The organism is Micromonospora sp. AMSO12t, from assembly GCF_008806585.1.
In the GTDB taxonomy this organism is placed as follows: domain Bacteria; phylum Actinomycetota; class Actinomycetes; order Mycobacteriales; family Micromonosporaceae; genus Micromonospora; species Micromonospora reichwaldensis.
On record NZ_WAAS01000072.1, the window covers coordinates 15,492 to 27,777 of the forward strand.

The following is a 12,286-nucleotide window of genomic DNA, read 5'->3' on the forward strand; positions in this document are numbered from 1 at the left end:
GGGGCACTTCCCGGTCGCGCCGCTCAGTCCGACATCGCCACCAGCACCCGGCGGTCACCCGTGTACGGGCGCCGGCCGTGCGCGGTGAGCACGTTGTCGATCAGCAGCAGGTCGCCGACCCGCCAGTCGACGTCGACCGCCGCCTCCAGGCCCCGGTCGCGGATCTGGGTGACGTACTCGTCGGGGATCGGGGAGCCGTCGGCGAAGGTCACCGACTGGGGCAGCTCGTCCGGGCCCATCACCTGGGTCATCACCCGGGCGATGTCGTCGTCCAGGCCGGCCGGGTGCCACTGGTCGGCCTGGTTGAACCACACCTCGGCCCCGGTGACCGGGTGCCGCAGGGTGGACTCCCGCAGCTGGACCACGCGCAGTCCGTCGGCGGTCCACTCCCAGGTGGCGTTGGCGCCGGCCAGGAACTCCTCGACCTCGTCGCGGCTGTCGGTCTCGAACGTCTCCCGCCAGCTCTTGCCCAGCCCCATGCCGTCGTGCAGGTTCTGCTGGTAGCGCAGCCCACCGGCGAAGTCGGCGCGCAGCTGCGGGTCCAGGGAGTCGAGCCACAGCTCGGCGTCGACGACGGGGGTGGCGCCGCCGGTCTCGGCGGCGATCTGGCAGAAGAAGAGCAGCCGGGCCGGCCACTGCGCCGCGTACGACAGCTCGTTGTGCATGGAGATGGTGTACCGGGACGGGTACTCGGTGGACGTGTAGACGTTGCGGCCCACCTTGGTGCGCGGCGAGTTGCCGTGCACGTACGCCAGTCGCCTCGGCAGCAGCAGGTCCATCACCGGGTCCAGGGTCTCCGGCCGCACCCCGAAGCCACGGAAGACGAGCGCCTTCTCGGCCGTGAGCACCTCCGCCAGGTCCAGCTCGCGCAGGTGGTCGACCAGTCCCTCGGCGCTCGGCGCGCAGCCGGCGCTCTCCGGGGTGATCTCCAACGGCTTCCAGCTCGCGTGCTCGTTCATTCCGGGGCTCCTCACCGTCCCAAGCTGTGCGATCCCTCCCAGGCTCTGCCGCTCCGCTATATTCCGTCCATATCGCCACCATCCGGGGTTGCGCGGCCCGCCCGCTCGGCGGCCTCCGCCCGTTCCGCCTCGGCCCGGGCGCGACCGCCGAAGCCGAGCACCGCGAGCACCGCGATCACCCCCATCGCCCCGCCCACGATCAGCATGGCCCTGGTGAAGCTCGTCGAGTCGAGCAGGAAGCCCGCGAACAGCGCCCCCAGCGAGTTGGCTCCCGAGCTGAGCAGCATGACGATCGAGCCGGCCCGCCCGCGCAGGTGGTCAGGTGCGCTCTGGAGCACGTACAACATCCCGGCCACGTTGCTGATGCCGGCGCCGTAGTGGATCAACGCGAAGATCGCGCCGAGGACGACGAGTCCCGGTGCCAGCGCGAGTCCCGGTGCCAGCGCGAGCAGCGGCATCAGCACCGCCCAGGCGATGTTGACCCCCATGATGATCCGGCGGATCCCCCAGCGACTCAGGTAGAAGTTGCTGGTCATCGCGCCGGCCATGCCGAAGACGCTGTTCACCATCAGCAGCATCCCGACCGTGGCTGACGAGCCGCCCAGGTTCTTGACGATCACCACGAGGCCCAGGCCCAGCACCTGGAACAGGATGTTGCTCGCCGCGAAGAGGCCGAGGGCGCGGCGCAGGTAGAGCTGGCCCCAGACGAAGACGAAGCCCTCCCGCACCCGGGTCAGCAGGCCACCGGGCTCGTCCGCGCGCGCCTTCGGCGCCTGCAGGTCCCGCCGCACGAACAGCAGGGTGACCAGCGAGATCACGTGCATCAGCACGGCGAAGCCGAACGGCGCCCAGCGGGTCAGCGCGTACAGCCCGGCGCCGGCCGGCTGGCCGAGGATGCTGGCCGCGTTGGCCCGCGACTCGTTCGCCGCCGTCGCCGCGCCGTACCTGTCGGCCGGGACCACGTTGAACACCGCGGCGCGTTCGGCCAGGGCGTAGCAGATGCCCAGGCTGGCCTCCACGAACGCGACAGCCATCAGGTGCGGCAGCCACACCGAGTCCCGGGCCACCGCGACCGCGACACTGCCGATCGCGACGATCCGCCCGACGTTGCAGAGCACCATCGTGCGGCGCCGGTCCCAGCGGTCGACCAACGCCCCCGCCGGCAACTGGGTCACCAGGTTGGGCAGCAGCGCGGCGAAGGTCACCAGGCTGGCCGCCGTGGCCGAACCGGTCGACCAGAAGACCAGCAGGGTGTAGCTGATCGAGGTGGCCCGGGAACCCAGCGCGGAGACCCCGGAGCCGACCCAGAGCAGCAGGAAGTCGCGGTTGCCGGTCAGGCGCCCCGGCTGCCGGGACGTGGCCGCCGGGTGCCCGACCGCGCTCACGACGCGGACCCGGCGGGGGTGGCCCGGCACCAGTCGAGCACGGCCATCGCGCTGTAGAGCTTGTTCTCCGCCTGCTGGAAGGCGATGCTGGCCGGCCCGTCGAGCACCTCGGAGGTGACCTCCTCCCCCCGGTGCGCCGGGAGGTCGTGCATGAAGACCGCGTGCGGGCTGCGCCGCCACAGCTCCCGGTCCACCTGGAACGGGGCGAAGCGCAGCCGCCAGTCCGGGTCGGGCTTGCTGGTGCCGGTGGTCTGCCACCGGGTGGTGTAGATGGCGTCCAGGTCACCCGGCAGGTCGTCCATGTGGTGCCGTTCGACGAGGTGGGCGCCGCAGCGCTGGGCCTGCTCCCGCGCGACCGCCGCGATCTCCGCCGGCAGCCCGTACCCCGCCGGGGTGCGAAGCTCCAGCTCGACGCCGGGAAAGCGGGTCAGCGCCAGGGCCAGTGCGGTCGCGGTGTTGTTCGCCTCGCCCAGGTAGAGCAGCCGCAGGTGTTCGATACGGCCGAAGCGCCGCAGCAGGGTGGTCAGGTCGGCCAGCGCCTGCGTCGGGTGCTCCTCGGCGCTCATCGCGTTGATCACGGCCATCCGGTGCTGGCGCGACCAGTCGCGCATCTCCTCCGGGTCGGCGGCGGTCCGCGCCACCAGCACGTCGAGCATGCCCGACAGCACCCGGCCGGTGTCCTCACTGGACTCCCCGGTGTTGACCTGGAGGTCGTTCGGCCCGTACTGGATGGTCTTCGCGCCGAGCCGCAGCGCGGCCACGGTGAACGCGGTCCGGGTCCGGGTCGACGTCTTCACGAAGTAGGTGCCGACCACCCGGTCGGCCAGCGGGCTGGCGGATTCGCCCGCGGCGAACCTCGCCCCCCGCGCCACGATCGAGTAGAGGTCGTCGTCGGTCAGGTCGCGGATCGACACCAGGTGCCGCACCTGCCGGGTCGGTGGGTCGGTGACCGTGGCAAGGCTGCTCGGTACGGTCGTCATCACATTTCCTCCGTCAGTGCGATGTCGGACGCCAACCGCGACACGACCTCGTGGCCCTGGTCGCCGTTGGTCAGCACCACCAGCCCGGAGCCGTCGGGCACCCGGCCGGCGGTGAGCGCCTGGTAGCCGGGGATGCGGCCCCGGTGGGTGAACTCCACCCGTGTCCCGGCGGGCCCGTCGATGCGGTCCACCATGCAGCCGAGTCCGAAGACGCCGCCCGTTCCGGTGGTCAGTTGCGCCACCGCCAGCTCCCGGCTCAGCAGGGCCGGGTCGCCCCGGTACGCGAGGTGGATCTCCCTGACGAGCTGGGCCAGGTCGGTGGCGGTGGTCCAGAGGCCGGCCGCCGCCAGGTCCGTACGCACCTGCCAGCCGCCCGGGAGCGGCTCGCCCCGCTCGTCGTGCCCGACGGCCACCGGCCGGCCGGACGTCTCCGGGAAGCTCTGGTCGAAGCTGCTGCCGGTCATCCCCGCCGGTCCGAAGACCAGCTCGGCCATCAGGTCGGCGAAGGGCGTCGCGGTGACGTCCTCCATGAGCTGCTGCACCACCACGAAGTGGCTGTTGCGCTCCACCGCCACCGCGTCGGGCGCGTCGAGCGCCCGGACCGGGCCGGTGGGGACGCCCCGGCCGTGCAGCACGTCCGACAGGCTCGGCACGGGGCCGCCACGCGGGTGCCCGGTGCTGCCCGTCGGGGTCAGCCCGGCGACGTGGGAGAGCAGCTGCCGCAGGCTCACCGACCGGTCGGCCGGCAGCTGCCAGCCCTTCAGGTACGCGTTGACGTCCGTGTCGAGCTGGAGTTGCCCCCGCCCGAGAAGGACCAGCGCGCCCACCGCGGTGACCAGCTTGCTGACCGAGCCGACCTGGAAGATGGTCGCCGGGGTCACCGGGGCGTCGCCGCCGGCCGCGCAGTGCCCGGCGGCGCGGACCTCCACCACCTCGCCGTCGGCGAGCAGGGCCAGCGAGGCGCCGGGCACCCGGTGGGCGGCGAGCAGCGGCTCGACGGCCGGCAGCACCGGCACGGTTCGCGCCACGCCGGCGCGTACCGCCGGATCCGCCGCTTCGACGGACGCCGCCCCGGTCGGGGCGAGCGAGGCGGCCAGCTCGGCCAGGGTCCGGTCGAGCATCGCCGCCCGCAGCGTCAGCGGAACTCCGGCCTGCCGGGCCGCCGTGACCACCGGTACGACCAGCAGCGAGTGCCCGCCCAGGGCGAAGAAGCGGTCGTGCCGGCCCACCCGGTCGATCTGGAGGACCCCGGCCCAGATGTCGGCGATCAGCTTTTCCAGCCCGGGGCGGGGCGGGGTGTGGTCGGCCGCCCCGGCCAGGTCCACCGGGGGCAGCGCCCGACGGTCGACCTTGCCGTTGGCGTTGAGCGGGATGGCCGGCACCGGGACGAAGACGCTCGGGACCAGTTGGCTGGGCAGCCACCGGGCACAGTGCGCGGCCAGGTCCGGCGCGTCGCCGACGTGGTAGGCCACTAGGCGGGGTCCGCCGGCGCCCGTCGACTCGACGGTCACCACCGCGTCCCGCACGCCCGGATGCGCCACCAGCACCGCCCTGACCTCGCCGGGCTCCACCCGGTGCCCTCGGATCTTCACCTGGTCGTCGACCCGGCCGAGCAGGTCGAGCTGCCCGTCCGGCAGCCAGCGGCCCAGGTCGCCGGTCCGGTACAGCCGCCCGCCGCCCGCGGCGAACGGATCGGGCACGAACCGGTCGGCGGTCAGGTCCGGCCGGCCGGCGTAGCCCCGGGCGAGGCCGGGGCCGCCGAGGTGTACGTGCCCGACCACGCCCACCGGCACCGGTTGCAGGTCGGCGTCGAGGACGTACGTGCGCATCCCGGCCATCGGCCGGCCGATCGGCGCGACGTCGCCCCGCAGCGGCCCGGTGACCGGGTACCGGCTGACGGCCACCGTCGCCTCCGTCGGCCCGTACTCGTTGAGCAGCACGCTGCCCGGCGCGAGCGCGTGCCAGCGGTCGCAGACCTGCCGGGTCAGCGCCTCGCCGCCCAGGACCAGCAGCGGGGTCAGGGCCGCCGCCTGCTCCGCGCCGAGCTGGCGGGTCAGCAGGTCCAGGTGGCCGGGGGTCAGCTTGACGAAGCTGAACGGGCCGGCGTCGGCCAGCCTCGGGCCCAGCTCGTCCAGCCCGGCGTCGGGCGGCAGCAGCCACAGCCGCTGCCCGGTGACCAGCGGCGCCCAGATGCTGGTCACCACCATGTCGTACGCGACCGACGAGAAGAGCGCGGCGCCGCCGGTGCGGTCCCCGATCAGCTCCTCGGCCGCCCAGCCGAGGTAGTTGGCGAGGCTGCCGTGGCTGATCTGCACGCCGTTCGGCCGGCCGGTCGAGCCGGAGGTGAAGATGACGTACGCGAGGTGGTCCGGGTCGGGACGGCCGGGCGGCGGGTCGGCGGGCAGCGCGGCGATCCGCTCGGCGTCGCGGTCGAGCAGCACCAGCTCGACGCCGGTGAGCCGGTCGGCGTGGCCGGTCGAGGTCACCACCACCGTCGCCCCGGCGTCGGCGAGCATCGCGGCGACCCGCTCGGCCGGGTGCCCCGGGTCGATCGGCAGGTACGCGCCGCCGGCCCGCCACACCCCGAGCAGGGCGGCGACGAGGTCGGCGCCCCGGTCCAGCAGCACCCCGACGACCCGCTCCGGGCCGATCCCCGCCCCGCGCAGGTGGTGGCCGATGCGGTTGGCCGCCGTGTCCAGCTCGGCGTAGGTCGTACCGTCGACGGCCTCCGCGTCGGGGGTGGCGGCGGCCCGCGCCGCGACCCGGTCCGGGACGAGGTCGACGCATCCGGGCACGGCCGAGGCGTTCCAGCCCACCAGCACGTCGTCGCGTTCCCCGGCGGGCAGGTACGCCGCCCGGGGGTCGCCGTCGGGGTCGGCCACCATGGCCTCCAGCACCAGCCGGTACATGCCGCCCAGCCGCGCGGCGTCGGCCCGGCCCATGGCGTGGCTGTCGGTGCTCAGTTCGAGCCGGCCGGCGCCCGCGGCGACGGCGAGCGCGAACTCGGAGGTGCTCGCGCCGATCCGCTCCACGGGCGCGGTGCGCCCGCCGTCGACCTCGGTGAAGTCGAGGTAGCTGAAGTAGACGTCGGTGAGGCCGGCGCCCCGGCCGGGGGTGCGGATGGCCGGTGCCGGGTAGCGGCGGTGCGGCCACAGGTCGGCCTCGCGGGCGTGCACCCGCTGGACGAGTTCCCGCCAACTGCCCGCCGTCCGGTCGTGCGGGAACGGCAGGGTGTTCAGCGACATGGCGTAGACCCGCTCGCTGCCCACCACGTCCGGCCGGGTGTTGCAGACCAGTCCGCTGTAGAAGGCCGGCTCGTCGGTGAGCTGGCTGAGCACCTTCAGGTGCGCGGCGTGCAGCACCGCCTTGAGCGAGACCCGGGCCGCCGAGGCCAGGGCCCGCAGTCGCGGCTCCAGGTCCGCGTAGGACACCACCTCGGTGTACGGCTCCCGGGTGGCCGGCGCGGGCGGCGCCCACGCGGCGGGGAGCAGGAACCTCGGGTGCCGCTCGACCACGTCCTGCCAGTACCGCTGGTCGGCCGCCGAGTCCAGGGCGCGCAGCTCGCCGGCGACGAAGTCGGCGAAGCGCACCCCGGGCGGGGCGGTGACGTCGGGTTCCGCGCCCGCCCGCCGCGCGTGGTACCGGTCCAGGATCTCCATCACCAGGGCGTGCAGGCTCCAGCCCTCGATGATGACGTGGCAGATGGTGAGCACCAGCCGCCAGCTCCGGTCGGTCTCCAGGCACACGGTGAACCGCAGCAGCGGCGCCCGCTCGACGTCGAACAGCTCGGCGTACTCCTCGCCGACGAGCCGGCGCACCAGGGCCGTCCGGTCCGCCTCGGCGACCCCGCGCAGGTCGCGGGTGTGGACCGGCACGTCCACCGCGCGGTGCACGAGCTGCATCGGCACCGAGTAGCCGCTCGTGTCCACCGAGGTACGCAGCACGTCGTGCCGGGCCACCACCTCGGCGACGGCGGTCCGCAGCGTCGCCAGGTCGAACGGCTCGTCGTCGGGGATCAGGAACGAGACGACGTTGTGGTAGTGGTTCTGGCCGTTGTCGGCCAGCATCTCCAGCAGCATCCCCAGCTGCACCCGCGACAGCGGGTACGCGTCGTCCAGCCCGGCCGGCAGCAGCGGCAGGTCGGCGGGGGCGACCAGCTCGAAGGGCTCGACGGGGCGGTCGGTCGGCGCCGGCGCGTCCCGGCTCGCCAGCACCTCGCCGAGCGCCCGGACGCTCGGGTGCCGGAAGATGTCCGCGACCGTCACGTCCAGCCCGGCCGCGCGCATCGTCCCGGCCAGCACCAGCGCCGTGATGGAGTGCCCGCCGAGGTCGAAGAAGCCGTCGGTGACGCCGACCGCCGGCAGGCCCAGCACCTCGGCCCAGACGGCGGCCACGCGCTCCTCCAGCGGACCGGCCGGGGCGACGAAGTCCCGGCCCGCCAGCGTCGCGCCGGTGGGGGCGGGCAGCGCCCGCCGGTCCAGCTTGCCGCTGTTGTTGCGCGGCAACTGCTCCAGCAGCACGAACGCCGACGGGACCATGTACTCCGGCAGGCTGCGCCCCAGCCGCTCGCGCAGCGCGGCGACCTGCGGCGGCTCCCCGTCGCCGGCCACCAGGTACGCGGTCAGCCGGGGGTCGGCCGGGTCGTCCGCGCGCAGCACGACGACCGCCTCCGCGACACCGGGCAGCGCGGTCAGCGCCGCCTCGATCTCGCCCGGCTCGATCCGGTAACCCCGCAGCTTCACCTGGTCGTCGAGGCGGCCGAGGAACTCCACGCTGCCGTCGGGCAGCCGGGTGGCCAGGTCGCCGGTGCGGTACATCCGGCTGCCGGCCGGGCCGTACGGGTCGGGCAGGAACCGCCGGGCGGTCAGGTCGGGCTGGTTGAGGTAGCCGCGGGCCACCCCGTGCCCGGCCAGGTACACCTCGCCGGGCACGCCGATGGGCGCCGGGTGGCCGTACTGGTCGAGCACGTACATCCGCACGCCGGACAGCGGCCGGCCGATGCGGCTGCCCACGCCGGGCGCCAGGTCGGCCCGGGTGATCCGGTGGTAGGTGGAGTAGACGGTGGTCTCGGTGATCCCGTACATGTTGACCAGCGCGGTGCGGGCCAGCCCGAGGCGGGACGCCCACGGGGCGAGGTCGGCGAAGTCGAGCTTCTCCCCCGCGATGACCACCGCCCGCAGCGACAGCTCCCGGATTCCGGGGGCGTCCTCGGCGGCGAGCCGGACCAGCCCGCGCAGCGCCGTCGGGGTCTGCGCCAGCATGGTGACCCGCTGCGTCACCAGCAGGTCCAGCAGGTCCTGCGGCACGCGGGCCACCTCGCGGGGCACCACCACCAGCCGGCTGCCGTGCAGCAGCGCCCCCCACAGCTCCCAGACGGAGACGTCGAAGGCGTACGAGTGGAACAGCGCCCACACGTCGGTCTCGTCCACCGCGTAGTGCTCCTGCGCGGCGTCGAGCAGGCGCAGCACGTTGGCGTCGCTCACGCAGACGCCCTTGGGCCGACCGGTCGAGCCGGAGGTGTAGATGACGTAGACGAGGTCGTCGGGGTCGCGGGCGATCCCCGGATCGGTCTCCGGGTGCCCGGCCAGGTCGCCGGAGTCCAGCAGCACCCGCCGCCCGTCGAAGCCGGCGAGCACCTCCGCCTGCGCGGAGGTCGTCACCACGGTCCGTGCCCCGGCGTCGGCCAGCATGTAGCCGATCCGCTCGGCGGGCTGGGCCGGGTCCAGCGGCAGGTACGCCGCGCCGGCCTTGAGCACGCCGAGCAGCGCGGGCACCAGGTCCGCGTCCCGGTCGAGGCAGACCCCGACGACGGTCTCCCGGCCGGAGCCGGCCGCGCGCAGGTGGTGCGCCAGCCGGTTGGCGGCGGCGTCGACCTGGGCGTACGTCAGCTCGACGGCGCCGGCCACCACGGCCACCGCCTGCGGATCGCGGGCCAGCTGGGCCTGGAACAGCTCGACCATGGTGCCCGTGACCGGCTCGTCGGCGCCGGTGTCGGTGACGCCGAGCAGCCGGTCGCGTTCACCCCCGGGCACGCAGACGGCCTGGCAGTCGCCGTGGGGGTCGGCGACCATCGCCTCCAGCACCGCCCGGTACATGCCGGCGATCCGGTCCAGGTTGGCCTGGCTGACCAGCCCCGCCCGCGCGGAGAGCGCGTAGCGGCCCCGCTGGGCGAAGCAGGAGAGGTCGAACTCGGTGGCGCCCTCGCCGGCGGCGCCGGTGACCACCGGGCCGGATCCGTCGCCGCCCTGCGTCGCGCGGGTGAAGTCCTGGTAGTTGAACAGGACGTGCAGCAGCCGGTGGCCGGCCTCGCGCTGCATCTCGGCCAGCGGGAACCGCCGGTGCGGCCAGAGCGCGACCTCCCGGTCGAACACCGCGGCGACGAGGTCGCGCCAGGTGCGGGCGGACCGGTCGTACGGGAACGGCACGGTGTTGAGGTACATGCCGTGCACCTCGTCGGCGCCGAGCACCTCGGGCCGGGCGTCGCAGACGAGGCCGGCGTGGAAGCCCGGCTCGCCGGTGAGCTGGCTGAGCACCTTCAGGTGCGCGGCGTGCAGCACCGCCTTCACCGACACGTCGGTGTCGCGGGCCAGGGCGCGCAGCGCCTCGTCCAGGTCGGCGAAGTCGACCGTGGCGTCCACCGTGGCGTCCGGCGCGTCCGGCTCGCCCCAGCCGGCGGGCAGGGTGAACGGGGCACGCCCGTCCCACACCGACCGCCAGTGCTCCCGGTCGGCGGTCGACTCCAGCGCGGCGATCTCGGCGGCGATGAAGTCGGCGTAGCGCACGGTCGGCACGTCGGCCGACGCCGGGGTGCGGCCGTCGGCCAGCTCGGCGTAGCGGTCGAGCACCTCGGTGACCAGCCGCGCGCTGCTCCAGCCCTCGGTGACGGTGTGGGAGATGGTGAAGGTGAACCACCAGCTCTCGTCGCTGTCCACGTGCGCGGTGACCCGCAGCAGCGGCGCGGTGGCGACGTCGAACGGGCGGCCCCGCTCGGCGGCGATGAACTCCGCGAAGAGCGCGGCGTGCCGCTCGGCCGGGACGCCCCGGCCGTCCTCGACGCGCACGTCGGGTTCGGCGTGGGCGTGCACGAGCTGCATCGGCACCGAGTAGCCGACCAGGTCGAACGACGTGCGCAGGATCTCGTGCCGGGCCACCACGGCGCGGACCGCGCCGCGCAGCGCCCCGGCGTCGAACGGCCGCCCGTCGCGGACCTGGTGGGCCAGGACGCTGTGGTAGACCGCGCGGTCGCCGCTGACGGCCGACTCCACCAGCATGCCGAGCTGGGTGCGCGACGCCGGGTAGGCGTCGACCAGGCCGCCGGGCAGCCTGGCCCGGTCGGCGGCGCCGATCAGCGCGTACGGGGCGACCGGGCGGAACTCGTCGGTGTCGGCGTCGGTCAGCGCGGCGGCCAGCCGGCGGACGGTCCGGTGCGCGAAGACGTCCCGCACGCTGGTGGGGTGCCCGGCGGCGCGCAGCGTGCCGACGAGGGTGACCGCGAGCATCGAGTCGCCGCCGAGGTCGAAGAAGCTGTCGGTGACGCCGACGCGGGCCACGCCGAGCACCCGCGCCCAGATCCCGGCGATCTCCTCCTCCACGTCGCCGGTCGGGGCCTGGTAGTCCCCGGTCGCGTACGCGCCGGCCTCGGGGGCCGGGAGCTGGCGCCGGTCGACCTTGCCGTTCGGGTCCTTGGGGATGGCGTCGAGGGTGACGTAGGCGGCCGGCACCATCGCCTCGGGCAGCGCGGCGAGCAGCCACTCCCGCAGCCCGGACGGGGTCGGTGCGTCGCCGGGGGTCGGCAGCACGTACCCGACGAGGGTGCGGCGGCCGTCGTGCTCGCGTACGGCGGCGACGGCGTCGGCCACGCCGGGGCAGCCGCGCAGGGCCGTCTCGATCTCCCCCAGTTCGATGCGTACGCCGTGCAGCTTCACCTGCGAGTCGAGCCGACCCAGGAAGTCGACGGTGCCGTCGGGCCGCCACGCCGCCGCGTCCCCGGTGCGGTACAGCCGCGACCCGGGCGGGCCGTACGGGTCCGGCACGAACCTCTCGGCGGTCAGCCCCGGCCGGCCCAGGTAGCCCCGGGCCAGCCCCGTCCCGCCGATGCACAGCTCGCCGGGCACGCCGACCGGCACGGGGTCGAGCCGCTCGTCGAGGACGTACAGCCGCAGGTTCGGGTGCGGGGTGCCGAGCGGCACCCGGGACAGCCCGGCCAGGGCGTCGGCGGTGCACTGCCAGCTGCTCACGTCGACGGTGGCCTCGGCCGGACCGTACGTGTTGTGCAGCTCGCAGCCGGGCAGCGCGGCCAGGAACGCCCGCGCCACGTCGACGCCGATCTCCTCGCCGCCCACCGCCACCGACCGCAGCGACCGGCAGCCGGCCAGCCCCTCGGCCAGCAGCGCCGGCAGCATCGACGGCACGAAGTGGACGGTGGTGACGCCCTCGCGGGCCATCAGCTCGCACAGGTACGCGGGGTCGCGGTGCCCGCCGGGGCGGGCCACCACGATCCGGGCGCCCGCCGACAGGGCCGCGTAGACCTCGCCCGGGGAGACGTCGAAGCCGATCTCGGTCTTCTGGAGCACGACGGCGTCGGAGTCCAGCCGGTAGACCCGCGCGCCGACGTGCCCGGTGCGGTTGACCAGGGCCCGGTGCGACAGCAGCGAGCCCTTGGGGCGGCCGGTGGAGCCGGAGGTGTAGATGACGACGCTGCCGTTGTCGGGGTCGGTGAGCGGTTCCGGGTCGGTCGGCGGCTGGCCGGCCCACGCGTCCGGCTCGTCGAGCAGCACCACCGTGGCGTCGACCGGCGGCAGTTGCGCCCGCAGCTCGGCGGTGGTGAGCAGCACCGGGGCCGCCGCGTCGGCCAGCATGAACGCCAACCGCTCCGCCGGATACGACGGATCCAACGGCAGGTACACCCCACCCGCCTTGTGCACCGCCAACATCCCCACGACCTGCTCCACCGACCGGTGCG

Annotated in this window: 4 protein-coding genes; all 4 read right to left on the reverse strand. The window is 74.7% G+C overall.

Translation table 11 applies throughout. From position 1 onward, the window contains the following. Window positions 1-23: 23 nt before the first annotated feature. Genes F6X68_RS13795 through F6X68_RS13810 form a run of 4 tightly spaced genes read right to left on the reverse strand, consistent with a single transcriptional unit; the run spans window position 24 to window position 12,275 of the window. A complete protein-coding gene (locus F6X68_RS13795) occupies window positions 24-959 on the reverse strand; it encodes a TauD/TfdA family dioxygenase (RefSeq protein WP_151454651.1) in 936 nt (311 codons plus the stop codon). A 56-nt stretch (window positions 960-1,015) separates the two neighbouring features. Further along, complete coding sequence (locus F6X68_RS13800; protein ID WP_151454652.1) at window positions 1,016-2,344, reverse strand: MFS transporter; 1,329 nt, start codon at window positions 2,342-2,344, stop codon at window positions 1,016-1,018. Continuing rightward, window positions 2,341-3,324 carry an ornithine carbamoyltransferase gene (locus F6X68_RS13805; protein WP_151454653.1) on the reverse strand — a complete coding sequence of 328 codons (984 nt, stop codon included), beginning with the start codon at window positions 3,322-3,324 and terminating at the stop codon, window positions 2,341-2,343. Before F6X68_RS13805 ends, F6X68_RS13800 begins: the two co-directional genes overlap by 4 nt. Beyond that, the gene (locus tag F6X68_RS13810) at window positions 3,324-12,275 is read right to left on the reverse strand and encodes a non-ribosomal peptide synthetase (protein WP_225852191.1); all 8,952 of its coding nucleotides are present in this window, start codon (window positions 12,273-12,275) and stop codon (window positions 3,324-3,326) included. The genes F6X68_RS13805 and F6X68_RS13810 overlap by 1 nt, the downstream gene beginning before the upstream one ends. Window positions 12,276-12,286 lie beyond the last annotated feature (11 nt).

Excerpts from the sequence above, each read along its gene's own strand:
- F6X68_RS13795 (WP_151454651.1), bottom strand. The coding sequence starts at position 959 with ATGAACGAGCACGCGAGCTGGAAGCCGTTGGAGATCACCCCGGAGAGC.
- F6X68_RS13805 (WP_151454653.1), bottom strand. The coding sequence starts at position 3,324 with ATGACGACCGTACCGAGCAGCCTTGCCACGGTCACCGACCCACCGACC.